The organism is Pseudonocardia nigra (assembly GCF_019396355.1).
Classification (GTDB): domain Bacteria; phylum Actinomycetota; class Actinomycetes; order Mycobacteriales; family Pseudonocardiaceae; genus Pseudonocardia; species Pseudonocardia nigra.
On sequence record NZ_JAHKRK010000004.1, the window covers coordinates 41,718 to 64,652 of the forward strand.

The following is a 22,935-nucleotide window of genomic DNA, read 5'->3' on the forward strand; positions in this document are numbered from 1 at the left end:
GCGCATCGACGGAACGTCCGCGAACCCAGCGCACGACCAGACGGGTCGCCTTGACATCCGGCGAGCCCCGCCCGGACGATCAGCTCCGGCCAGGGGTCCGGCGGGGTGCACCGGGCCGGCGACGACGCCGACCGTGAGGAGACGACCGATGCCCGACTCCGCCTATGACGCGCGGCCCTGGCTCGACCGCTACGACCAGGGGCAGCCGTCCGACCTCACGCCGGAGTTCCCCGACGCGCTGGCGATGTTCCGGGCCGCCGTCGAGCACGCGCCCGACGTCGACGCCCTGCGCTACTTCGACGGGCACATCACCTACCGGGAGCTCGACGAGCTGAGCGACGCGTTCGCCGCCGGCCTGCTCGCCACCGGCTTCGACCGGGGCGACCGGGTGGCGCTCTACCTGCAGAACGACCCGCAGTTCGCCATCGGGCTGGTGGGCACGTGGAAGGCGGGCGGGATCGCGGTCTCGATCAACCCGATGAACCGGGAGCGGGAGCTGGAGCTGCTGCTCACCGACTCCGGGGCCCGGGTGCTGGTGTGCCTGCAGAGCCTCTACCGGGACGTCGCGGCACGCGTGCTGGCGCGCACGCAGGTGCGCACGGTCCTCACGACCTCGGAGCTGGAGCACCAGACCCGCGACGACCCGCGCGCGTTCACCGGCGTCGAGCGCCTCGACCTGCCCGATGCGGTCGACCTCGCGGACCTGCTGCAGCAGTACCGCGGGCAGCGGCCGTCCCCGGTGTCGTTCGAACCGGGCGACACGGCGTTCCTCACCTACACCTCGGGCACGACCGGGCCGCCGAAGGGCGCGATGAACACGCACGGCAACGTCGTGTTCAACAGCCAGACCTACCGCGAGCTGTGCCGCCTCGGGCCCGACGACGTGGTGCTGGGCGTCGCCCCGCTGTTCCACATCACCGGGCTGATCGGGCACATCACCCTCGCGATGCTGCTCCGCGCGCCACTGGTGCTGTTCCACCGCTTCGAGCCCTCGCTCGCGATCGACACGATCCGGGAGCACCGGCCGACGTTCACCATCGGGGCGATCACCGTGTTCATCGCGCTGATGAACGCCCCGAACGCGGAGCGGGACGCGCTGGCGTCCCTGGAGAAGATCTGGTCGGGCGGGGCGCCGATCCCGCCGTCGACGGTCAAGGCGTTCTCCGCGCAGTTCGGCCGCTACATCCACAACGCCTACGGGCTGACCGAGACCACCTCACCGTCGCACGCCGTTCCCGCGGGGGCGGAGGCTCCGGTGGACGACGCCTCCGGTGCGCTGTCGGTCGGCGTCCCGGTCTACAACACGGTGGTGCGGATCGTCGGCGACGACGGGCGCGAGCTGCCGGTCGGCGAGGTCGGCGAGATCGTCACGAGCGGCCCGCAGGTGGTGTCCGGCTACTGGGGCAAGCCGGAGGAGACCGAGCGCGCCCTCCCCGGCGGCGCGCTCCACACCGGGGACGTCGGCTACATGGACCCGGACGGCTGGTTCTACATCGTCGACCGCAAGAAGGACCAGATCAACGCGGGCGGCTACAAGATCTGGCCGCGCGAGGTCGAGGACGTCCTCTACGAGCACGACGCGGTGCGCGAGGCAGCGGTCGTCGGCGTCCCCGACGCGTACCGCGGCGAGACGGTGAAGGCGTTCGTCAGCCTCCGGCCGGGCCGGACGGTCACCCCGGAGGAGCTCATCGAGTTCACGAAGGAGCGGATGGCGGCCTACAAGTACCCGCGGCAGGTGGAGATCCTCGACGAGCTGCCGAAGACGGTCACGGGGAAGCTCCTGCGTCGCGAGCTGCGGACGAGGGACCGGCCCTGAGCCGGCTCTCCTCGCTCGGCGCGCTCGTCGGGCTGACGCTGCTCGCCGTCCTCGCGGTGCTCGCGCTCCTGCCGCCGGCGTCTCGGCCGGCCGACGCGCCGGCGGACGTGTTCAGCGGCGACCGCGCGTTCGCGCACGTGGAGCGGATCGCGGACGGCCCGCACGTCGCCGGCAGTGCCGCCAACGCCGCGGTGCGCGAGCACCTCGTGGCCACGCTGGAGGGCCTCGGGGTGCGCACCGAGGTGCAGGAGGCCGTCGGAATGACCGACGCGCTGCGGGACGCCGCCGCCGTGGCGCCGGTGCGCAACGTCGTCGCCGTGCTGCCCGGAGTGGCATCGACCGGGCGGGTGTTCCTCGTGGCGCACTACGACTCGGTGCAGGTGGGGCCCGGCGGCAACGACGACGCCGCCGGCGTGGCGGCGATCCTGGAGACCGTGCGCGCGCTGTGCACGGGCCCGCCGCTGCGCAACGACGTCGTCGTGCTGCTGACCGACGCCGAGGAGGCCTGCCTGTGCGGGGCCGAGGCGTTCGTCGCGCAGCACCCGCTGGCCGCGGACGGCGGCGTGGTCCTCAACCTGGAGGCCCGCGGGAGCACCGGCCCGCCGATCATGTTCGAGACGTCGGACGGCAACGCCCGGCTCGCCGAGGTGTTCGCGGCGGCCGCGCCGCACCCGGTGGCGACGAGCCTCGCCGTCGAGGTCTACCGGCGGCTGCCCAACGACACCGACTTCACGCCGTTCCTGGCCGCCGGCTTCGCCGGGCTCAACTCGGCCTACATCGACGGCTCGGCGACCTACCACACCCCCCAGGACACCCCGGCGAACGTGGACCGGGGCAGCCTGCAGGCGCACGGCGACAACGCGCTGGCGCTGGTGCGGGAGCTCGGCGCGGCGGACCTCGGCGCACTGGCCGAGCCCGGCGGCGCCGACGCCACCTACTTCCCGGTGCTCGGCGGCCTGGCCCGGCTGCCCGGCGCGCTGGTCTGGCCGGTCGCCGTGCTCGCGGTGGCCGCGGTGGCCGTCCTCGGCGTGACGGCGCTGCGCAGGGGCGCGGCCGGCGGGGCGCGCCTCGCCGCAGGTGCGGCGCTCGCGCTGGTGCCGCTCGTCGCCGCGCCGCTCGCGGCCACGGGGCTGTGGGCGCTGCTCGTCGCGCTCCGGCCCGGCTTCGCCGCGATGCTCGACCCGTGGCGGCCGGCGCCGTTCCGGCTGGCGGTGCCGGCACTGGTCGCCGCCGTGCTGGTGGCCTGGTACGGGACGGCACGCCGGCGGGTCGGCGCCGCGGCGCTCGCGTTCGGAGGGCTGGTCTGGCTCGCGGTGCTCGGGGTCGTCCTCGCGGCGCTCGCGCCCGGCGGCTCCTACCTCGCGGCGCTCCCAGCGCTGGCGGGAGGCGCGTTCGGCGCGGTCGCCCTGGCGGTGCGCCGCCCGGTCGTCACCGCGCTCGGGGCCGCCGTCGCGGTGGTCGTGATGGTGCCCGCCGTGCTGCTGTTCCTCCCCGCGCTCGGGCTGGCGAGCGCCGCGGCTCCCGCGATCATCGCGGCGTTGCTCGGCCTCGCGGTGCTGCCCGCCCTCGACGGGCTGCTCACCGCGCGAGTGGTCCCCGCCGCGATGTGCCTCGCCCTCGCCGGGACGCTGACGGTGGCCGGCCTGGTCGCCAACACGTTCGACGCCGAGCGCCCGGCCCCGGCGCACCTCCTGTACGCCCTCGACGCCGACGCGGGCGAGGCACGCTGGCTCAGCAAGGACGACCCCGGGCCGTGGACGCGGCAGTACGTGTCCGACCGCGCCGACGTCGCCGCCGCGTACCCCGTCCTGCACGGCGAGCTCACCGCCGGACCCGCGCAGGCCGCGCCCCTGCCCGCCCCCGAGGTGACCGTGGTGGCCGACACCACGGCGGGCCCGGAGCGGGTGGTCGACCTCGTGCTGCGCCCGCAGCGGCCCGTCCGGCTGCTGGCCCTGCGGGTCGACGGCGCGCAGGTGCTGCGGGCCACGGTGGTGGGCCGCGAGGTGGACCCGGCCGACGACGGCCCGTTCGGGGTGGTCGTGCACGCCCCGCCCGCCGGTGGCGTGCCGGTGACGCTGGTGCTGGCGGGCGGCGACAACCCCACGCTGTGGGTCGGGGACGGCAGCGACGGACTCGCCGGGCTGCCGGGGTTCATGCCGCGCCCACCGGAGGTGGGCATAGCGGGCTCGCACAGCTCCGAGCTGGTGCTCGTCTCGCGTACGGTGCCGCTGCCGTTCGTTCAGTGCGCTCGGCGCGCGCCGGATCAGCTCAGGCTGACCTTGGCGCCGGCCTCCTCGAGCTTGGCCTTCGCGGCGTCGGCCGCGTCCTTGGCCACGCCCTCGAGGATCGGCTTCGGGGCCGACTCGACGAGGTCCTTGGCCTCCTTGAGGCCCAGGCCCGAGACGAGCTCGCGGACGACCTTGATGACCTGGATCTTCTTGTCACCCGCGGCGTCGAGGACGACGTTGAACTCGTCCTTCTCCTCGACGGCCGGGGCGGCGTCGCCACCGGCAACGGCGCCGGGAGCGGCCACGGCGACCGGGGCGGCCGCGGTGACGTCGAAGGTCTCCTCGAACTTCTTCACGAACTCCGAGAGCTCGATCAGGGTGAGGTCCTTGAAGGCCTCGAGCAGCTCGTCGGTGGACAGCTTCGCCATGGTGGCGTTCCTCTCTGGGTGTTGCCGATCAGGGGGGTGGTGATCAGCTCTCGGCGTCGGCCGGAGCCTCGGTGGCGGCCGGAGCGGCGTCGCCGCCCTCCTCCGCGCGCTTGTCGGCCAGCGCCTGGGCCAGGCGGGCCACCTGCGACGCGGGCGCGGCGAACAGGCCTGCGGCCTTGGCCATCGTGCCCTTCATCGCGCCGGCCAGCTTGGACAGCAGGACCTCGCGGGACTCCAGGTCGGCGAGCCGGTTGACCTCGTCGACGGTCAGCGTGCGACCGTCCATGAAGCCGCCCTTGATCACCAGGCCCTTGTGGTCCTTGGCGAAGTCACGCAACGCCTTGGCGGCGTCGACGGGCTCGCCGGTGATGAAGGTGATCGCCGTCGGGCCGACGAGCAGCTGCTCGAGGCCGTCCATGCCCGCGTCCTCGGCAGCACGCTTCACCAGCGTGTTCTTGGCGACGCGGTAGCTGGCGCCGTCGCCGAGCGACCGGCGCAGCGTCGTCAGCTGGGACATGGTGAGGCCGCGGTACTCGGTGACCACCGAGGCGGACGAGCCCCGGAACTTCTCGGCGATCTCCGCAACCGCCTCGACCTTGTCGGGTCGGGCCATCCCTTGCCTCCTCTCGGTTGTCGTCGGTGGTTTCTCCCCACCGTCGACGACCCGGAGACGACGAACGCCCCGGCGCAGGAGCGCACGGGGCGTGGCAGAGGGGCGCACGGAACCCGTGCACGCACCTCGCGGTGACCTCGTCCTCCTGCGCGGGCCGTCCGCTGTCGCGGAGCCTTCGTACGCCATCCCGATCGCTCGGGCGGGCGCAGACCTGCGGTCTTCGGTGGAACCGCCGACCAGGATACGCGAACGCCGTCGCCACTGCGCCCCGGCCCCCGCCCGCGCGCGGACCGGGCGACTCGCGCGTCGAAAACGGGCGACTCGCGGGTCCGGATCGGGCGACTCGCGGGGTCAGCGGCTCTCGATGGCGGCGATCTTCCAGCGGCCGTCCACCCGCTCGCCCGTGACCGTCACGCGGCCCTCGGCGGTGAGCTGGGTGCTCTCCGCGTCGGCGGCGGCGCGGGTGGCGCGCTGGTCGAGGAACGCCACGAGCACCGCCCGGTCGCCCTCGATGCGCTGCACGGCCGAGCGCGTGACGGTGGCGGAGACGACGGCCTGCTGCTGCGGGGCCAGCTCCCGGACCTGGGCGAAGAGCTGGTCGAACTCGGCCGCGAAGGCCGGCGTGATCACGTCGCGGGCGGCGCGCTCGTTCTCGTCGAGCCGGGCGAAGTCGTAGGAGTAGACGGTCTCCAGCGCGTCCCCCAGCTGCCCCGCGACCTCGGCCGTGGCGCCGACGTCGACCAGCGCGGTGTTGAGCACGGCCGGGGTGGAGTTCATCCGGTGGGTGTCCACCGCGAAGAACCCGGCCGCGCCCACGAGCACGGCCAGCGCCGCGGCCAGGATCGGCACGAGCAGGCGTCCGCGCCGCGCGTCGTCGCGCGGCTCCTCCTCGGCGACCTCGGCCTCCTCGGCGTCGGCCTCGGGGTCGACGGCCGCGGGCTCGCCCACCTTGCGCTTCGACAGCGACACGGGCGCGTCGTCGGGGCTGGTGGTGGGGTCGTCGGCGAGGACGTCCTCCCGCTCGTCCAGTGCGGTGGCGCTCCGGCGGTCCGCGGGCTTCGTGAGCCCCGCGACGCGCGGGCGGCGGATCGTGCTGGTCCTCCGACGGGAAGCCATGGCGATCTCCTTCCTCCTAGGAAGCGGGCGAGCGGACGGGGGTCAGCGCGCCGACCTTCCAGCCCTGGTCGGTGCGGGTCATCTCCAGCTCGAGCCGCTGCCGCGTGACGACCGGCTCCTCCCCCTCGGGCCGCACGAGCACGTCGAGACCGACGAGCACCCGCGCGATGCCGGCGCGGACGTCGAGCTCCGCGACGGCGGCATCGGTGACGGTGGCCTCGGTCGTGCGCCTCGACTCGGCCACGAACTGCGCGTACTGCTCACGGTTGGCCCGGAACTCCTCGAGGACGGCCCCGGTGGACGACTGCTCCCACAGGTCCAGGCCCGCCTCCACGTTCCGGTGGTCGAGCGTGTTGAGGTTGATCGCGGCCTGCCGGGCGTCGATGAGCACCACCTCGCGGGCCTCGGCGAGCTCCCGGCCGTCGTCGGCGAGCACGAGGCCCCACCGGACGCCGAGGACCACGGCCGCGACGGCGGCCAGCGCCACGAGTACGGCGAGCACGCGAACCGGTCCCGGCGTGCCGCGGCGGCGATCGTCCGTGGGGCGTTCGGTCGCGTCGAGCAGAGCGGTCATGGAGGCCTCCGGCCGTCCGGGGACGGCAGTCGGGTTCGGTACCAACGGGGTCAGGGCAGCACCAGGATCTGTGCCGGTGTGCTGAGCGGGGGCGTCGACGCCACCGGGGCGGACCCGGCGGGCAGGGAGTGGTCGGGGCCCGGGCGGGCGGTGGCGGGCGGCATCGGGGTCTCCGCCCTCGGCACATTCTGAGCACCGCGGACGGCGCTCGGGCTCCCGGGGGGCTCCGCGCAGTAGGCGTCCTCGTTCACCGGGATGTCGCGGACGTCGTTGCCGGGCCGGTGCGGGGTGTCCTCGTAGCCGTCGGCGCACGGCAGCGGGTCGAAGACGTTCAGCACGAGGCCGAGGTGGGCGGTGCCGTCCCCGGGCGCGACCGTGTAGGCGTTCGAGGCGACGCCGGGGTAGGTGACGAGGAGCTGGCGCAGCGCGTCCTGCCGGGGCTCGGCGACGCGCGAGACCGTCAGCAGGTCCGCGACCAGCTGCGACAGGCCAGGTCCGCTCTCGTCGAGCAGCGCGACGAGCTCCGCCGAGACCTCGGGGCCGGTGACCAGGAGCCTGCGGAAGTCGGGGTCGGACTCGACGAGCTGCTCGGCGAGCAGCCGCAGGTCCCGGCTGAAGTTCTGGAACGAGCCGGCGAGCTCGTTCTGGGTGGAGAGCACCGTGCGCCCGTCGCGGAGCAGCGTGAGCGTCTGCGGCAGCGCCTCGACCGCGTCCTCGGTGAAGTCGTTGGTGGTGTCGAGGATCTTCTGCAGCGGCTGGGCCGTGTCGGTGAACGCGGTGCCGAGCTCGTCGACGACGGTGCGCAGCGAGTCCAGCGGCACCGACCGGGCGAGGTCGTCGACGCCCGCCACGAGCTCCTCGATCGGCACCGGGGTGGAGGTCCGCTCGACCGGGATCACCGACCCGGCCTCGAGGAACGGGCCGCCGTCGCGGGCCGGCACCAGGTCGACGTACTGCTCGCCGATGGCCGACAGGTTGTGCACCGCGGCGTCGACGTCGGCCGGGATGGCCGGGGCGTCCCGGTCGATGTCGAGCTGGACCTCGACGCCGGACTCCGTGAGCCGCAGCGGCCCGACCCGGCCGACGCTGACACCGCGGTAGGTGACGTCGGCCCCGGTGAAGATGCCCCCGGACGCGGCCAGCTGCACGCGGACCGGATAGGTGGTGGCGCCGAAGAGGTCGCCGAACCCGCCGTAGCGGAACCCGGCGTAGGCCACGCCGAGCACCGCGACCAGCAGGAACGCGATGAGCTGGAACCGCACGGTCCTGGTGATCACGAGTCGCCCCCTCCGAACAGCCTGCCGAGCAGGCCGGGCTCCGGCGTCGGTGTCGCGGACGGGGTCGGGACGATCGTCGTCGGCGCGGTCTCCTGGTCGCCCTGCGGCGTGGGCCGGATCCCCGGCAGCGGCACCGGCAGCTCCCCGTCCTCGCCGTAGAGCGGGAACTGCGGCAGCGGCGGCACGCCCGTCGGCCCCAGCAGCGGGCCAAGCAGCTGCGACGTCGGCGGCAGGTTCGCCGAGGGCCCGTCCGGTCCCGGGAACGGCTGGTTGGACCGCGAGAGGTTCTCGAGGACGTTGGCCAGGTCGAGGTCGGCGCGGACGTAGAGGTTGGCGTAGTCGCCGGCGAAGGCGTCGACCGCGGAGTCGGGGAACGGCGGCGTGAAGAAGAACTCCAGCGACTTCGGCAGGGCATCCCCGGACTCGGCGAGGTTCCGCAGGATCGGCCGCAGCAGCTCGAGGTCGGCGAGGACGTCGTCGCGGCTGCGGTTGACCACATCGGTGGCCACACCGGAGAGCCGGTCGAGCGCCTGCAGCATGTCGACGAGCAACCCCCGCTGCTCCTCCAGCTCGGCCAGGCCGGGCCCGAGGTCCTCCAGCGCCACCGCGATCTGGTCGCGCCGCTCCGCCAGCACCGAGGAGAGCCGGTTGATCTCGTCGAGCGCCCTGGTGATCTCCGACTTGCGGTCGTCGAGCGCGCCGACGAGCTGGTCGAGGTCCTCGAGCAGGGTGCGGATCTCCGGCTCGTTGCCGGTCAGCGCCGCGTTGAGCTCCACGGCGATCGTGCGGATCTGGGCCAGCCCACCGCCGTTGAGCAGCAGCGACAGCGCGCCGAGCACCTCTTCGACCTCGGCGGCGCGGCTGGTGCGGGCGAGCGGGATCGTGGCCCCGTCGGCGAGCACGGGCTGCGCGTCCGCTGCGGCGTCGGCGGGCGCGAGGAGCTCCACGAACTTCTCCCCGAGCAGGCTCGTGGTGCGCACGCGGGCCAGCGCGTCGGCGGGCACGCGAACGTCGCGGTTGACCAGCAGCGTCACCATCGCCGTCCAGTCCGGCCCGACCGCGATGTCGGTGACCGACCCGGCCGGCACGTCGTTGACCTTGACCAGCGACTGCGGCACCAGGTCCAGCACGTCGGCGAACTCGACCGTGACCCGGTACGGGTCGTCGCCGAGGTCGGCGCCGCCGGGCAGGTCGACGCCCCGCAGGCCGCCGGACAGCACCCCGCAGCCGCTGGAGAACACCGCCGCCGCGGTGAGGACAGTGGCCAGCCGCACGCGCCGCATCACCGGTCTCCCCGCAGCGGGAACGGGAGCTCGTGGTCCTCGGGGGCGGGCGGCTCGGCCGGCTCCGTGGGCAGGGCGAGCCCCGGCACCGGCGGTGGCGACCCCGCCTGCAGCGCGGTGATCACCTCGGCGGGGCTGGGCAGCGGGATGGCCCCGGAGAGCACCGGCTCGAGATCGGTGCAGATCCGGTCGAGGCTCTCCGGCAGGTCGGGGGGCGTGGTCCGCCCGATGACCTCGCAGATCAGCACCACCGGCGGCAGCGTCAGCTCGTTGATGTCGGCGCGGGTGTCGAGCGTTCCGGACGAGCCGTTGTAGAGGTTGGCGAGGTTGCCGAGTGCGGCCGGGGCGACGTCGAGCGTCTCGGCCAGCGCCCGCTGCTGCTTCACCAGCACGGCGGTGACGTCGGTGAGCCGGTCGACGTTCGATCGCAGTGCCGACCGGTTGTCCCGCACGAACGCCGCGACGTCGCCGAGCGCGATCGAGAGCTCCCGCACGGCGGCACCGAGGTCCTCGCGCTCGTCGGCGAGGAAGCCCGCCACGTCCTCCAGGCGGGTGGTGAACTCCCGGACCTCGGCGTCGTTCTCCGCGATGTTGGACACGAACGACTGGAGCTCGGTGACCGTGCCGAACAGCTCCTCCCGCGAGTCGGCGAGCGTGCCCGACAGCTCCCCGAGGTTGCGGATCGTGCTGTTCAGCGCGGCGCCGTTGCCCTCCAGGTTCGCGGCGCCGACATCGAGGACGTCCGACAGCGCGCCCGTGGAGTTGAGCCCGTTCGGCCCGAGTGCGCGGGACAGCTCCGTGGCGGTGCGGGTCAGGTCGTCGACGCCGAGCGGCACGGCGGTGCGCTCGAGCGGGATCACCGCACCGTCGGTCAGCTCCGGGCCGCCGCTGTAGGTCGGGGTGAGCTGCACGTAGCGGCCCGTGACCACGCTCGGCGAGACCACCACGGCGTGGATGTCGGCCGGGAGCTGCAGGTCATCGTCGATCCGCATCTCGACGCGCACGCGGGTGCCCTCCGGCTCCACCTGCGTGATCGTGCCGACCCGGACGCCCAGCACCCGCACCGAGTTGTCCTCGAAGACGGCGGCGGCGTCGGTGAAGTAGGCCGTCACCAGCCGCCCCGGTGGCTGGAGCACGAGGTACAGCCCACCCGCGACGAGGACGGCGACGGCGGCGAGCAGCCCGGTGAACTGGAGCTGGCGACGATCGGTCCCGGTGAGTGGCATCAGCAGCCCCCTTCGTTGATGGGACCGAACTCGGGCGGCACCATGCCGCAGACGTAGTTGTCGAACCAGCGGCCGTTGCCGGTGGCGTTGGTGAACAGCCGGGTGAAGACGGCCTGCAGCTCCAGGGCCTGGTCCAGGTTGTCCCGGTTGCGCTGGAGTGTGGCGGCCACGCGGTCGAGCGACTCGAGCGTGGGCCGCAGCTGCTCGGAGTTGTCGGTGACGAGGCCGCGCAGCTGCTCCGACACCGACCGGGTGCCGTCGAGCAGCGCGCTGATCGCGTCGCGGCGCCGCTGCACCTCGGCGAGCAGCAGGTTCCCGTCCTCCAGCAGCCGGTCGAACTCCGCGTTGCGGTCCGCGAGCACGGCGGACAGGTTCTCGGTGCCGGCGAGCAGCTCGCGGATCTCGTCGTCGCGGCTCGCGATCGTGGTGGAGAGCCGGGACAGCCCGTCGAGGGCTCCGCGGATCTCCGGCGGCGTGTCGCGGAAGGTGTCGGCGAGGGTGCGGAGGCTCTCCGCGAGCTGCGCGGTGTCGAGCTCGTCGATCGTGCCGGAGAGCCCGTTGAACGCCTCGACGACGTCGAACGGCGACATGGTGCGCGCCAGCGGGATGGGCCGCTCCGGGTCGAGCTCCCGCTCGCCCTGCGGGTCGAGCGCCAGGTACTTGGCCCCCAGCAGCGTCCGGATCTCGATCGACGCCGACGTGCGGTCGCCCACCCACGCGTCCTCGACGGTGAACGTGACGAGGACACGGTCGCCCGCCAGCTCGACCGCATCGACCCGCCCGGCCTCGACGCCCGCGACCGTCACCAGGTCGCCGTCCTGCAGCCCGGCCGCCTCGGCGAACTCCGCGCGATAGGTCGTCCCGCCGCCGAACAGGTCGCGGGCGTTGAAGACCAGCACGGTCCCGAGCACGATCACCAGCAACCCGATGATCGCGACGGGTACGGGCCTGCGGTCCGCGATCCCCGCCATCAGCCGTCCACCTCGCCCGCCGCGTCGGCCTCGTTGTCCTCGGTGGGCAGCGACGGGACCAGCGGCGGGATCAGCGGGGGCCGCTCGCCCTGCACGCCGTCGGGGTCGGGTCCGCACCGCGGCGCCGCGTTCGTGTAGGCCGGGATCTCCTGCGCGGGCAGCAGCTCACCGAACCCGACCGAGCCGCTGAGCCCGCAGAGGTAGAACTGGAACCAGCTGCCGTAGCTCGCCGCCCGCGAGATCGTGTTGAGCTTGCCCGGCCAGTTCCGCAGGAAGCTCTCCACCGTCGCCTCGTTGGCGTTGAGGTTGTCGGTCAGGTCGCCGAGCGCGGCGATGTCGTCGCGCAGCGCGGGCCGAGCGTCCTCGACGAACCCGGCGGTGACCTCGGTGAGGTCGCCGATCGCCACGATCGCCTCCCCGATCGGCTCCCGGTCCTGCGCCAGCCCCGAGACCAGCGCCTGCAGGTTCACGACGAGGTCCGACAGCTGGTCGTCGCGGGTGTTGACGGTGTCGAGCACCGCGTTGAGGTTGTCGATCAGCTCGCCGATCACCGCGTCGCGGTCGGCGATGGTGTTGGTGAGGGACGCCGTGCTGGCCAGCAGGCTCCGCACCGTGCCGCCCTGACCCTGCAGGACCTGGATGATCTCGAACGTCAGCTGGTTGACCTGCTCCGGGTCGAGCGCCACGAACAGCGGCTTGAACCCGTTGAACAGCGTGGTGAGGTTGAGCGGCGGCCGGGTGCGTTCCACCGGAATGGTGCCGCCCTGCTCGAGCACCTCGCCGGTGGGCCCGGGGCCCTGCGTGAGCTGCAGGTAGCGCTGGCCGATGAGGTTCTTGTAGAGGATCGACGCGCCGGCCGACGCGGGCACCGGCTGGTCGGCCGCCACCGTGAACGACACCTCCGCCACCCGGCGGTCAACGATCGCGACCTCCTCGACCCGGCCCACGACCACCCCGGCGATCCGGACGTCGTCGCCCGGGATCAGCCCCGAGGCGTCGGTGAAGCGGGCCCGGTAGCTCGTGACGTCACCCGAGCCCTGGTTGGAGATCGTCAGCGCCAGCACGGTGGTGGCCAGCGCGACCACCACGGCCAGGCTGAGGAACTTCACCAGCGGCGCGACCGGGAACCTGGTCATGTCAACATCACCTCGCTGCCGCGGTAGAGCGGCCCGACGAGCAACGTGCTCCAGCCGGGCACCGCCTCCGGCGACCCGCCGGTCTGCGCCGCGACGAGCTCGGCCACCACCTGCTGCTCACCCGGCGAGTTCGCGATGCCCATGCCGGTGTAGGAGGCGGGCGCGGTCCCGTACGTCTCGGCCCCGAGGTCATCGGGGTCGCCCATCGGGGTGCCCACCGGCGGCTCGGGCGCCTCCGACCCGTCCCGGAACGGCCCGTCCGGCGGCTCCTGCGGACCCAGCGGGAGGATTGGGTAGCAGCGCGGGCCGCGGTCGTCGAGGTAGCGCGGCTCGTCCTGGTTCGGGACGTACTTGCCCTTGTTGTTGACCACCTCGAGCGTGATGTGGATGCCCGGGCGGTCGGTGCCCTCGCCGAAGACCTTGTCGAGCTCGGGGATGACACCGGCGAGCTGGGTGAACAGGCAGGGGAACTCCGGCGAGTACCGGGCCAGGCTCTCCAGGGTCGGGCGGCTCGAGGCGGCCAGCCCGATGAGGTTCTCCCGGTTGGCGTCGAGGAACGCGCGCAGGTCGTCCGACGCCCCGGTGACGCCGGTGAACAGGGCGCGCAGGTTCTCCCGCTGCTCCACGATCGTGCGGCTGGGGACGGTGAGGTCCTCCAGCGCGTCGAGCAGATCGGGGGCGGCGTCGGACAGGTTGCCGGCGAAGTCGGCGAGCTCGACGATGTCGGCCTGCAGGTCCGGGATGCCGGGCTCGAAGCCGGTGGTCAGCTCCTGCAGGCGCACGAGCGTCTCCCCCAGCTCGGCGCCCCGTCCCTCCAGCGCCCGCGACAGCGCGCCCAGCGTGGTGGCCAGGTCCTGCGGCTCGACGGCCTGCAGCAGCGGCAGCAGCGCGTCGAGCGCGCGCTCCAGCTCGCGGGCGTTCTCGCTGCGGTCCATAGGAATGACGTCGCCCGAGGCGATCGGGCGGGCGACCGCGCCGGGTGAGGTGCCGTCGGGCAGCACGAGCGAGACGTAGTTCTCGCCGAAGAGCGTCTTGGGGAGCACGCGCGCGGAGACCCCGGCCGGGATGAGGTCCGCCATCTCCGGGTCCAGCTGCAGCTGCACTGTGGCGCCCGAGGCGGCTCGCTCCGTGGAGATCGACTCGACCTGACCGACGATGAGGCCGCGCACCTTCACGTCGGAGCGCTCACCGAGCTGGCTGCTGGCCCGGTCGACCTGCAGCGTCACCGGGACGCCGCTGTCGAAAGCGCCGGCGTACTTGCCGACGGCGAGCCCGGCCAGCGTGATCAGCACCGCCAGGAAGGCGATCCCCTGGACCCTGCGCCCCCGTGCCGTGGTCATCCGGCCACCCGCACGGAGGTCTCGGTCCCGAAGATCACCAGCGTGAGGAAGAAGTCGAGGACGGCGGTGCTCACGATCGACAGCCGCACCGAGCGGCCCACCGCGATGCCGACACCCGCCGGCCCGCCCTTGGCGTTGTAGCCGTAGTGGCAGTGGATCAGGATGATCACCATCGCGAACACGATGACCTTGAGGTACGAGTAGAGGACGTCGCTGACCGGTAGGAACAGGTCGAAGTAGTGGTCGTACGTGCCGCCCGGCAGGCCGTTGATCAGCGTGACGTTCAGCCGCGACGCCGCGAAGCTCGCGAGCAGGCCGATCGTGTACATCGGGATGATCGCGATGACGCCCGCGATCACGCGGGTGGTGATCAGGAAGGGCACGCTGGTCACCGCCATGACCTCCAGCGCGTCGACCTCCTCGGAGATCCGCATCGCGCCGAGCTGCGCGGTGAAACCCGCGCCGAGGGTGGCCGTGAGCGCGGACGCCGCCACCAGCGGGGCGATGTCACGGGTGTTGAAGTAGGCGGTGATGAAGCCCGTGAGGGCCTCGACGCCGAGGGAGTCCAGCGCCCGGAAGCCCTGCAGGCCCACCAGGCTGCCGACGAACAGCGACAGCGACAGCATCACGCCCGCGGTGCCGAGGATGACGATCAGCGCACCGGAGCCGAAGCTGACCTCGGCCAGCAGCCGGGCGATCTCCCCGCGGTAGCGGCGCAGCGTGCGCGGGATCCACGCGATGGCGCGGGCGTACAGCGACAGCTGCTCGCCCAGCTCCTCGAGCGTGGTGAGCGGCACGGTCGCGGCGCGCTGCACGCGGCGGTTCAGCCCGCGGGTCAGCCCTCGGTTCAGCGTCGCCACGTCACGACCCCTTCGGCGGCACGAGCTCGAGGTACAGCGAGGTCAGCACCAGGTTGATGAGGAAGACGAGCACGAAGGAGATGACGACCGACTGGTTGACCGCGTCGCCGACGCCCTTCGGGCCGGGCGGCGGGTTGAGCCCGCGGTAGGCCGCCACGATGCCCGCCGTGAACCCGAACAGCGCCGCCTTGATCTCGCTGACGACGATGTCGGAGACCTGCGCGATCGAGCTGAAGCTCGCGATGTAGGCGCCCGGGGTGCCGCCCTGGACGATGACGTTGAAGAAGTAGCCGCCGCCGACGCCCACCACCGTGGCGAGCCCGTTCAGCACGATCGCGGTGGTGGCCATGGCGAGCACCCGCGGCACGACGAGCCGCTGGATCGGGGAGATCCCCAGCACCTCCATCGCCGCGATCTCCTCGCGGATCGTGCGCGCCCCCAGGTCGGCGCACACCGCGCTGCCACCCGCGCCGGAGATCAGCAGCGCGGTGACGATCGGCGCGGCCTGCTGCACGATCGCCAGCACGCTGCCGGCCCCGGTCTGGCTCTGCGCACCGAACTGGCGGGTGAGCTCGGCCAGCAGCAGCGCGATCGTGGCGCCGAAGGGGATCGTGAACAGCGCCGTCGGCAGCGCCGACACCTTCGTGACGAACCACGTCTGCTCGATGTACTCGCGCAGCTGGAACGGGGGCCGGAACGTGTTGCGGACGACGTCGATGCCCAGGCCGAAGAGCTTGCCGACCGGCGTCAGGGCGCGGGTGATCGGGGCGGGAGATGTCATGGTCGCGCCCTCCTACCGCCACGGCCGGTGCCGGCCGGGGCCTGCGGGCGGGGGCGGGGCGTCCGGCCGGGCCGACGGCGGGGCCGCAGCCCCCTCACCGCTGTAGCCGGGGTCGTAGGCGTCGAACGTGTCGTGCTCCGGCCCGTACCCCAGGGCCGCCGGCGGGTAGCCGGGCACCTCCCCGGTACGCGGCCGTGGCGCGGCGGGCGCCGGGCGCGCCGGTTCCGGCGCGGGCCGCAGCGGCAGCGGGTCGTCGGCGTAGCTGTCGCGGATGGCCTGCTGTGCCGCGGGCGGCAGGGTGTGCAGCATCTGCAGCACGCGCTCCCGGCGGCGTCCCACCGCCTTGCGCTCGCCCACACCCGGGCTCGGCTGCAGCTGGGGCTTGAGCGGCGGCAGCCCCGCCAGCTCCCCGACCTCGGCCATCTCGCGCGCCGCCTGCGAGGTGTCCTTCTCCTCGCTCATCCCGATCGGGCCCTGCCTGCGGCCGTTGAGGAACTGCGCGACCACCGGCTCCTCGGAGGTCAGCAGCACCTCACGGGGCCCGAACATCGCCAGGTGCTTGCGGTAGAGCATCCCGATGTTGTCCGGCACGGTCTGCGCGGTGTTGATGTCGTGGGTGACGATCAGGAACGTGGCGTCGGTCTGCGCGTTCAGGTCGATGATCAGCTGGTTGAGGTAGGCGGTGCGCACCGGGTCGAGCCCGGAGTCCGGCTCGTCGAAGAGGATGATCTCCGGATCGAGCACCAGCGCCCTGGCCAGGCCGGCCCGCTTGCGCATCCCGCCGGAGATCTCGCCGGGCAGCTTGTTCTCGTCGCCGGTGAGGCCGACCATCGCCATCTTCTCCGCGACGATGTCGCGGATCTCCGGCTCCGACTTCTTCGTGTGCTCGCGCAGCGGGAACGCGATGTTGTCGTAGAGGTTCATCGACCCGAACAGCGCGCCGTCCTGGAACAGCACGCCGAACAGCTTCCGCAGCTCGTAGAGCCGAGACTCCGAGCACCGCACGAGGTCGGTGTCGTGGATGACGATCGAGCCGCGCTCGGGCTTGAGCAGCCCGATGAGGGTCTTGAGGAACACCGACTTGCCCGTGCCGGACGGACCCAGCAGCACCGACACCTCGCCGGGCGGCAGCGTCAGGGTCACGTCGGACCAGATGTTGGCGCGCCCGAAGGACTTCGTCAGCCCTTCGACCTGCACTTCCACGCCAGCCAACGACGCCTCCTGGAGCCCGTGGGGGGACGGGGCGAGCCGACGCTGACGGGGAGCGGGCGGCCGGCTGCCCACAACCGGTCAACGAGACCGGGCGGAGGCAGGTTACTCGCGAGTTAGGTTAGGTCGTCAAGTTGCTCCGAACGGAGCGTTGCTGGTCGGCCGGTTGCAGTAGGAGCGTCGCACTCCGTGGCGAAGCCGGGGTGACACCGCCCGTCGGGCCGCCGACCGAGGACCAGCGCGCGCGGACGCGCCAGCAGGTGATCAACAGGCTCGCGCACCCCGTCTCGGTCGATGCACCCCGCCTCGGTCGATGCACCCCGTCAACGGGGGGCGTGGGCGGAAAAGGGGAGCATGAACGACGTGGCCGCACGACGCACCCCGTCTCCGCGGACGCACCCCGTCTCGGCCCATGCCCCGCGTCTCGGCCGATGCGCCCCATCGACGGGGGGCATGGGCGGAAAAGGGGAGCGTGAACGGTCGGATCCGGCGGCCCGTGCCGGGACCGGGGGCGCGAGCGCGTGCCCGTCAGGTCGCTTCGGCCAAAGCCTGCTCGTCCTCGGCGTGGAAGCGCTCCTCGAGCGACTCCGGGCTCGCGTCCACGTCGATGGCCGCCAGGTCGGCACCGCGGGCCGACTCGATCGCGCCGAGCCGGCGGCCGACCTTGTCCATCGCGTACCGGGCGAGCTCGTCGCGGTCGATGGCGAACGGCGGCTCACCGCCCTCGTACAGGTCGAAGGTGGCGGTCACCACGCCCATCGCCGGCCCGACCAGCTCCTGCACGCGCTCCTGGACCACGCCCCACATCGCGTCGTCGGCGGCGACGTGGCGCCGACAGGTGAAGGTCCCCCACGCCATGTGGCGGCGCTCGTCGTCGCCGATGTGCTTGATGATCCGCTGCATCCCCGGCAGGATCCCCCGGCTCGCGCAGACCTTCTGCCAGGCGAAGTAGCCGGTGAGGGCGAGCGTTCCCTCGACGATGTGGTTGTAGGTCACCGAAGCCCGCACCTGATTGCGCGGTGACGGGTCGCCGGCGAGGGCGTGCAGGCTGCGCGGCAGCTCCGCGGTGAAGATCTGCATGTAGTGCTCGTTGGGCTCGATGAACCCGTGCAGGTCCTCGCGGATGCCCACCGAGTCGAACCAGCGGCGGAACGCCTCGGTGTGCTTGGCCTCCTCGTAGACGAACTGCGTCAGGTACATCTCGTCGCCGAGCCTGCCGTCGGCCGCCATCGCCGCGATGAACGGCTGCAGGTCCTGGGTGACCGACTCCTCGCCCGCCAGGAACTGCGCGGCCAGCGTGCAGGTCCACCACCGCTCGTCGTCGGTCATCGCGGCGAAGTCGCGTGCGTCCTGGTCGAGGTCGACGTCCGCCGGGTTCCACTGCCTGCCGTTGCCCTTGGCGAACAGCCGCATGGGGAACGAGTCGAAGTTCAGGCCGCCGCGTTGGAGCGAGGCGAACCCGCCCCGCGTGCCGTGTGCGATGGACCGCGTCCCTGTCATGGCGCCTCCCTGAGCCGATCGCGCGGTGAACGTGCCGGCCGCCGCGCGGAGCGCCGGCACGGCCGCCCACCGCGCTTGCGACGGCCGTCCAGCACTCGTTTGAGTGGTCTTCGCCACGTGGCGGAGATGCGCCACCGATACTCCCCGACATGGACGTGGTATGGCTCGACGTGCAGATGTGGACCGGGCTGCGCGGCACCTTCCACCCGTTCACCGACGTCGCGTGCGAGGCACCCGACCCGCTGCCCGCGATCGAGGGTGAGTGGCAGCGGTGGGCGAGCCAGTACCTGGGCGTCGTCGCGATGCAGGAGGGCTGGCAGGCGGGGCGCTACGCCTACAGCGCGGAGCGGCGCGACGACGGGGGCCACACCCTCAAGATCTTCGCGCGCGGCCAGTGGCAGTGGAACACCTGACGCCGTCACCGGCCTAGAATTGGCCCCTGCCCAGGGAGCCAATTCGTCGGGAGTGCATGCCGTGAACCGCGACGACCTCGAGCGGCGGATCGGCGCCCGCAGCTTCGCCCGTCTGCTCGGCGACTGGCGCCCACCGGAGGGGCGCGGCCTCGCGGACGCCCTCGCCGACCGCATCCGGCTGCTCGTGCTCGACGGACGGCTGCCGCTGCAGACCAGGGTGCCCGCCGAGCGGGAGCTCGCGGCCGCACTGCTCGTCAGCCGCACCACCGTCGCCGGCGCCTACGACGCGCTCCGCGTCGCCGGAGTCCTGCGCAGCAGGCGCGGGTCCGGCAGCTGGACGCAGCTGCCCGAGCACCGCGGCGGGGGCCACCTCGGCCCGTTCGCCCCGCTCGGTGACACGTCGCTGTTCGACCTCGCCCACGCCGCCCTCCCGGCGCCGTCGGAACAGCTGCGAAGCTCGGCGGCCGCCGCCCTCCACGACTTCGACGCCCACCTCGGCGGGCACGGCTACGACCTCGCAGGTCTGCCGGTGCTGCGGGCCGCGATCGCCGACCGGTACACCGCCAGGGGGCTGCCGACCGGGCCGGACCAGGTACTCGTCACGGCGGGCGCCATGAACGCCATCACCATCGCACTCACCGCACTGACCGGGCCGGGTGACCGGGTGCTCGTCGAGCACCCGACCTACCCGAACGCCCTCCAGGCGATCGCGACCCGCGGCGCGCGGGCCGTGCCGGTGCCGATGGCCCCGCAGGTGGACGGCGCGAGCGCCTGGGACCTCGAGCTGCTCACCGCCGCCGTGCGCGACGCGGCGCCCCGGCTGACCTACCTCATCCCCGACTTCCAGAACCCCACCGGCGCGCTGCTCGACGCCGCGGGGCGCGAGCGGCTGGTCGACCTGGCCCGCCGCACCGGCACGCCCCTGGTGGTGGACGAGACGCTCGCCGAGCTGGCCCTGGACACGTCCCCGGTGCGCCCGGTCGCCGCCCACGGCGCCGCCGACTCGCCGCTGGTGCTGACCGTCGGGTCCGCCAGCAAGATCTTCTGGGGCGGGCTGCGGGTCGGCTGGATCCGGACGTCGGCACCGATGGTGCGCAGGCTCGCCGCCGCACGCGCCCCGCTCGACCTCGGCGGCCCGACGCTCGAGCACCTCGTCGTCGCCCGGCTGTTGCCCGAGGTGGAGGCCGTGGCGGCGACCAGGCGCGCCGAGCTGACCGCGGCCCGCGACGACCTCCTCACCAGGCTCGCCGCCGCGTTCCCGGGATGGCGGCCGGCCCGCCCGTGCGGCGGGCTGAGCCTGTGGATCGACCTGGACGAGCCGGTGTCCAGCCGGTTGACCGTCGCGGCGCGCCGGCACGACGTCCTGCTCGCCGCCGGTCCCCGGTTCGGCCTGGACGGCGCCTTCGAACGCCACCTCCGGCTGCCCTACACGCTGCGTCCGGACCGGATGGCCGCCGCGCTCGACCGGCTGGCGCGCGCGTGGCAGGACCTCGACCGCGCGGCGCCCACCACGGATGTGGAGCCCGTCGCAGTGGCGTGACGCCCGCCGCAACGTCCGTAGAGTGCGGTGGGGTCGACCAACGGAGGTAGTGGATGTCAGGCATCGGACCGCTGGCGGGGCTCAAGGTCGTGGAACTGGCCGGCATCGGGCCCGGCCCGCACGCCGCGATGGTGCTCGCCGACCTCGGCGCGGACGTCGTGCGCGTGGACCGCCCGTCGGGTGGCCTGGAGCTGGGCCGCAAGGACGCGCCGGACCCGACGCTCCGCGGCCGCCGCCGGGTGGCGGCCGACCTCAAGGACCCGGCGGGCCTGGAGACCGTGCTGCGCCTGGTCGAGCACGCCGACGTGCTGCTCGAGGGCTACCGCCCCGGCGTCACGGAGCGGCTCGGCGTCGGCCCGGATGACTGCCTCGCGCGCAACCCCCGCCTCGTCTACGCGCGGATGACGGGCTGGGGCCAGGACGGGCCGATGGCGGCGCGGGCCGGGCACGACATCAACTACATCTCGCTCACCGGGGCCCTGCACGCGATCGGCCGGAACGGCGAGCGGCCGGTGCCGCCGCTGAACCTCGTCGGCGACTTCGGCGGCGGATCGATGCTGCTGGTGCTGGGGGTGCTGGCCGCGCTGTGGGAGGCCCAGCGCTCCGGGGAGGGCCAGGTCGTGGACGCCGCGATGGTCGACGGCGCCTCGCTGCTCATGCAGATGGTGTGGGGCATGCGCGGCCACCGGGCGTGGGCCGACAGCCGGGAGAGCAACCTCCTCGACGGGCACGCCCCGTACTACGACACCTACACCTGCTCCGACGGCCGGCACGTCGCCGTCGGAGCGCTGGAGCCGCAGTTCTACGCGGCGCTGCTGACCGGCCTGGGCCTCGACCCCGCCGACCTCCCCCAGCAGTACGACCGGGCCGGATGGCCGACGCTGCGTTCCCGGTTCACCGAGGCGTTCGCCGGGCGGACCCGCGACAAGTGGGCGGAGGTGTTCGCCGGCACCGACGCATGCGTCACGCCGGTGTTGGCCCTCGACGAGGTGGCCGCCCACCCGCACATCGCGGCGCGGGACACCGTGGTCGAGGTCGACGGCGTGGCCCAGGCCGCCCCGGCCCCGCGGTTCTCCCGCACCGCCCCGAAGCTCCCGCCGTGGGCGCGCGACCCGGAGCCGGTGGACGAGGTCCTGGCCGACTGGACGCGCTGAGACCTGACCGGATTGCAGCAAAGCCACTTTCACGCAACGTCGTGGCATGAAAGTGGCTTTGCTGCAACGAGGGTGGGGAACGGCGGGCTCGGGAACGACGACACCCCGCCGCCCGGGTCGGGCGACGGGGTGCGTCGGGCAGGTCGTGCGTGCGCGTCAGGCGCTGTGCAACTCAGGCGCTGTGCAACTCAGGCGCTGGGGGTCTCGTCCACCAGCAGGTTGCGCGTGCGGTTCGGGTCGACCGGGATGCCCGGGCCGGTGGTCGTGGAGACCGTGATCTTCTTGATGTACCGGCCCTTCGCCGCCGACGGCTTGGCCCGCAGGATCTCGTCGAGCGCGGCGCCGTAGTTCTCCACCAGCTTCTCGGTGTCGAACGAGGCCTTGCCGATGACGAGGTGCAGGTTGGCCTGCTTGTCGACCCGGAAGTTGATCTTACCGCCCTTGATGTCCTGGACGGCCTTGGTGACGTCCGGGGTGACGGTGCCGGTCTTCGGGTTCGGCATCAGGCCACGCGGGCCGAGGATGCGGGCGATGCGGCCGACCTTGGCCATCTGGTCCGGCGTCGCGATCGCGGCGTCGAACTCCAGCCAGCCGCCCTGGATGCGCTCGATGAGGTCCTCGGCGCCCACCACGTCGGCGCCGGCGGCCTCGGCCTCGGCGGCCTTGTCACCGGTGGCGAACACGATCACGCGCGCCGTCTTGCCGGTGCCGTGAGGCAGGTTGACGGTGCCGCGGACCATCTGGTCGGCCTTGCGCGGGTCGACGCCCAGACGCATGGCGACCTCGACGGTCGGGTCCATCTTGGAGGTGCCCGCGGTCTGCTTCGCCAGGCCGGCGGCCTCGAGCGGGGTGTAGAGCCGCTCGGCCTCGATGAGCTCGGCTGCCTTGCGGTAGTTCTTGCTGCGCTTCATGTGTCTGTCCTCGATTAGGTCAGGTCGTGGTGCGGGCCGCGCCCGGCCCTTCCACACGTGCTGCGGGTGAGGGCGACGCCTCAGCCGTTGACGGTGATCCCCATCGACCGGGCGGTGCCGGCAATGATCTTGGCGGCCTGGTCGACGTCGGTGGCGTTGAGGTCGCGCATCTTCGTCTCGGCGATCTGCCGCACCTGCTCCATGGTCACCGAGGCGACCTTGGTCTTGTGCGGCTCACCGCTGCCCTTCTCCACGCCGGCGGCCTTGAGCAGCAGCCGCGCGGCGGGCGGGGTCTTGAGCTCGAAGGTGAACGAGCGGTCCTCGAACACCGAGATCTCGACCGGCACCACGTCGCCCCGCTGGGACTCGGTGGCGGCGTTGTAGGCCTTGCAGAACTCCATGATGTTGACGCCGTGCTGACCCAGCGCGGGGCCGACCGGCGGTGCGGGCGTGGCCGCGCCCGCCTTGATCTGGAGCTTGATGATCGCGGAGAGCTTCCGCTTCTTGGGGGGCATCTCGGGTTCCTCGTAGTCGGTGCGTGCTCGCCGCGGACCTGCCT

20 protein-coding genes and 1 pseudogene are annotated in these 22,935 nt (G+C 73.1%); 5 read left to right on the forward strand and 16 right to left on the reverse strand.

The window, feature by feature from the left end:
* Nucleotides 1–148 precede the first annotated feature (148 nt).
* On the forward strand, nucleotides 149–1,816 hold the full coding sequence (locus tag KME75_RS02070) for a class I adenylate-forming enzyme family protein (RefSeq protein ID WP_219412781.1): 1,668 nt from the start codon (nucleotides 149–151) through the stop codon (nucleotides 1,814–1,816).
* A 260-nt stretch (nucleotides 1,817–2,076) separates the two neighbouring features.
* Nucleotides 2,077–2,679, forward strand: a pseudogene (locus KME75_RS42495) (M28 family peptidase); the annotation flags it as partial.
* Between the two features lie 1,400 nt (nucleotides 2,680–4,079).
* On the opposite strand, the gene rplL reads toward KME75_RS42495, so the two are convergent.
* From rplL to KME75_RS02145, 14 genes are all read right to left on the reverse strand, one after another.
* Nucleotides 4,080–4,472 (reverse strand): 50S ribosomal protein L7/L12, encoded by a 393-nt coding sequence (rplL, locus tag KME75_RS02080; RefSeq protein WP_219412782.1) that lies wholly within the window; start codon nucleotides 4,470–4,472, stop codon nucleotides 4,080–4,082.
* 43 nt (nucleotides 4,473–4,515) lie between these two features.
* Nucleotides 4,516–5,085 (reverse strand): 50S ribosomal protein L10, encoded by a 570-nt coding sequence (gene rplJ / locus KME75_RS02085; protein WP_219412783.1) that lies wholly within the window; start codon nucleotides 5,083–5,085, stop codon nucleotides 4,516–4,518.
* 351 nt (nucleotides 5,086–5,436) lie between these two features.
* Nucleotides 5,437–6,201 (reverse strand): hypothetical protein, encoded by a 765-nt coding sequence (locus tag KME75_RS02090; protein WP_219412784.1) that lies wholly within the window; start codon nucleotides 6,199–6,201, stop codon nucleotides 5,437–5,439.
* Nucleotides 6,202–6,217: 16 nt separating this feature from the next.
* Nucleotides 6,218–6,775, reverse strand: a complete 558-nt coding sequence (locus KME75_RS02095; protein WP_219412785.1) for an Rv1363c family protein — start codon at nucleotides 6,773–6,775, stop codon at nucleotides 6,218–6,220.
* A 50-nt stretch (nucleotides 6,776–6,825) separates the two neighbouring features.
* Complete coding sequence (locus KME75_RS02100; protein WP_219412786.1) at nucleotides 6,826–8,052, reverse strand: MlaD family protein; 1,227 nt, start codon at nucleotides 8,050–8,052, stop codon at nucleotides 6,826–6,828.
* On the reverse strand, nucleotides 8,049–9,335 hold the full coding sequence (locus tag KME75_RS02105) for an MCE family protein (protein ID WP_219412787.1): 1,287 nt from the start codon (nucleotides 9,333–9,335) through the stop codon (nucleotides 8,049–8,051). The genes KME75_RS02100 and KME75_RS02105 overlap by 4 nt, the downstream gene beginning before the upstream one ends.
* Nucleotides 9,335–10,561 carry an MCE family protein gene (locus tag KME75_RS02110; RefSeq protein ID WP_219412788.1) on the reverse strand — a complete coding sequence of 409 codons (1,227 nt, stop codon included), beginning with the start codon at nucleotides 10,559–10,561 and terminating at the stop codon, nucleotides 9,335–9,337. Before KME75_RS02110 ends, KME75_RS02105 begins: the two co-directional genes overlap by 1 nt.
* Nucleotides 10,561–11,532: an MCE family protein gene (locus KME75_RS02115; RefSeq protein ID WP_219412789.1), complete on the reverse strand. Its 972-nt coding sequence runs from the start codon at nucleotides 11,530–11,532 to the stop codon at nucleotides 10,561–10,563. The genes KME75_RS02110 and KME75_RS02115 overlap by 1 nt, the downstream gene beginning before the upstream one ends.
* A complete protein-coding gene (locus KME75_RS02120) occupies nucleotides 11,532–12,668 on the reverse strand; it encodes an MCE family protein (protein ID WP_219412790.1) in 1,137 nt (378 codons plus the stop codon). The genes KME75_RS02115 and KME75_RS02120 overlap by 1 nt, the downstream gene beginning before the upstream one ends.
* A complete protein-coding gene (locus KME75_RS02125; protein ID WP_219412791.1) occupies nucleotides 12,665–14,008 on the reverse strand; it encodes an MCE family protein in 1,344 nt (447 codons plus the stop codon). The genes KME75_RS02120 and KME75_RS02125 overlap by 4 nt, the downstream gene beginning before the upstream one ends.
* The gene (locus KME75_RS02130) at nucleotides 14,005–14,835 is read right to left on the reverse strand and encodes an MlaE family ABC transporter permease (protein ID WP_219412834.1); all 831 of its coding nucleotides are present in this window, start codon (nucleotides 14,833–14,835) and stop codon (nucleotides 14,005–14,007) included. Before KME75_RS02130 ends, KME75_RS02125 begins: the two co-directional genes overlap by 4 nt.
* A 34-nt stretch (nucleotides 14,836–14,869) precedes the next feature.
* Nucleotides 14,870–15,649 (reverse strand): MlaE family ABC transporter permease, encoded by a 780-nt coding sequence (locus KME75_RS02135; RefSeq protein ID WP_219412792.1) that lies wholly within the window; start codon nucleotides 15,647–15,649, stop codon nucleotides 14,870–14,872.
* Nucleotides 15,650–15,661: 12 nt separating this feature from the next.
* The gene (locus KME75_RS02140) at nucleotides 15,662–16,861 is read right to left on the reverse strand and encodes an ABC transporter ATP-binding protein (RefSeq protein ID WP_246631300.1); all 1,200 of its coding nucleotides are present in this window, start codon (nucleotides 16,859–16,861) and stop codon (nucleotides 15,662–15,664) included.
* A gap of 525 nt (nucleotides 16,862–17,386) precedes the next feature.
* On the reverse strand, nucleotides 17,387–18,358 hold the full coding sequence (locus KME75_RS02145) for a R2-like ligand-binding oxidase (RefSeq protein ID WP_219412793.1): 972 nt from the start codon (nucleotides 18,356–18,358) through the stop codon (nucleotides 17,387–17,389).
* A 149-nt stretch (nucleotides 18,359–18,507) separates the two neighbouring features.
* Here KME75_RS02145 and KME75_RS42500 point away from each other — a divergent pair, with 149 nt between their 5' ends.
* The 3 genes from KME75_RS42500 to KME75_RS02155 all read left to right on the forward strand — a co-directional run bounded on the left by KME75_RS42500 (nucleotide 18,508) and on the right by KME75_RS02155 (nucleotide 21,465).
* The gene (locus tag KME75_RS42500; RefSeq protein WP_246631301.1) at nucleotides 18,508–18,771 is read left to right on the forward strand and encodes a hypothetical protein; all 264 of its coding nucleotides are present in this window, start codon (nucleotides 18,508–18,510) and stop codon (nucleotides 18,769–18,771) included.
* Between the two features lie 61 nt (nucleotides 18,772–18,832).
* Nucleotides 18,833–20,311, forward strand: a complete 1,479-nt coding sequence (gene yczR, locus KME75_RS02150) for a MocR-like transcription factor YczR (RefSeq protein ID WP_308282497.1) — start codon at nucleotides 18,833–18,835, stop codon at nucleotides 20,309–20,311.
* A gap of 53 nt (nucleotides 20,312–20,364) precedes the next feature.
* Entirely contained in the window at nucleotides 20,365–21,465 is a 1,101-nt protein-coding gene (locus KME75_RS02155) for a CaiB/BaiF CoA transferase family protein (protein WP_219412794.1), read from the forward strand.
* A 188-nt stretch (nucleotides 21,466–21,653) separates the two neighbouring features.
* On the opposite strand, the gene rplA is transcribed toward KME75_RS02155, so the two are convergent.
* Nucleotides 21,654–22,376 carry a 50S ribosomal protein L1 gene (gene rplA / locus KME75_RS02160; protein ID WP_219412795.1) on the reverse strand — a complete coding sequence of 241 codons (723 nt, stop codon included), beginning with the start codon at nucleotides 22,374–22,376 and terminating at the stop codon, nucleotides 21,654–21,656.
* Between the two features lie 80 nt (nucleotides 22,377–22,456).
* Complete coding sequence (gene rplK, locus KME75_RS02165) at nucleotides 22,457–22,891, reverse strand: 50S ribosomal protein L11 (protein ID WP_219412796.1); 435 nt, start codon at nucleotides 22,889–22,891, stop codon at nucleotides 22,457–22,459.
* Nucleotides 22,892–22,935 lie beyond the last annotated feature (44 nt).

Coding starts and splice junctions, on each gene's coding strand:
- KME75_RS02095 (WP_219412785.1), bottom strand. CDS start 6,775: ATGACCGCTCTGCTCGACGCGACCGAACGCCCCACGGACGATCGCCGC.
- KME75_RS02155 (WP_219412794.1), top strand. CDS start 20,365: ATGTCAGGCATCGGACCGCTGGCGGGGCTCAAGGTCGTGGAACTGGCC.
- KME75_RS02105 (WP_219412787.1), bottom strand. CDS start 9,335: ATGCGGCGCGTGCGGCTGGCCACTGTCCTCACCGCGGCGGCGGTGTTC.
- KME75_RS02110 (WP_219412788.1), bottom strand. CDS start 10,561: ATGCCACTCACCGGGACCGATCGTCGCCAGCTCCAGTTCACCGGGCTG.
- KME75_RS02120 (WP_219412790.1), bottom strand. CDS start 12,668: ATGACCAGGTTCCCGGTCGCGCCGCTGGTGAAGTTCCTCAGCCTGGCC.
- KME75_RS02125 (WP_219412791.1), bottom strand. CDS start 14,008: ATGACCACGGCACGGGGGCGCAGGGTCCAGGGGATCGCCTTCCTGGCG.
- KME75_RS02145 (WP_219412793.1), bottom strand. CDS start 18,358: ATGACAGGGACGCGGTCCATCGCACACGGCACGCGGGGCGGGTTCGCC.
- KME75_RS02090 (WP_219412784.1), bottom strand. CDS start 6,201: ATGGCTTCCCGTCGGAGGACCAGCACGATCCGCCGCCCGCGCGTCGCG.
- rplL (WP_219412782.1), bottom strand. CDS start 4,472: ATGGCGAAGCTGTCCACCGACGAGCTGCTCGAGGCCTTCAAGGACCTC.
- KME75_RS02070 (WP_219412781.1), top strand. CDS start 149: ATGCCCGACTCCGCCTATGACGCGCGGCCCTGGCTCGACCGCTACGAC.
- KME75_RS42500 (WP_246631301.1), top strand. CDS start 18,508: ATGGACGTGGTATGGCTCGACGTGCAGATGTGGACCGGGCTGCGCGGC.
- rplK (WP_219412796.1), bottom strand. CDS start 22,891: ATGCCCCCCAAGAAGCGGAAGCTCTCCGCGATCATCAAGCTCCAGATC.
- rplJ (WP_219412783.1), bottom strand. CDS start 5,085: ATGGCCCGACCCGACAAGGTCGAGGCGGTTGCGGAGATCGCCGAGAAG.
- KME75_RS02135 (WP_219412792.1), bottom strand. CDS start 15,649: ATGACATCTCCCGCCCCGATCACCCGCGCCCTGACGCCGGTCGGCAAG.
- KME75_RS02115 (WP_219412789.1), bottom strand. CDS start 11,532: ATGGCGGGGATCGCGGACCGCAGGCCCGTACCCGTCGCGATCATCGGG.
- rplA (WP_219412795.1), bottom strand. CDS start 22,376: ATGAAGCGCAGCAAGAACTACCGCAAGGCAGCCGAGCTCATCGAGGCC.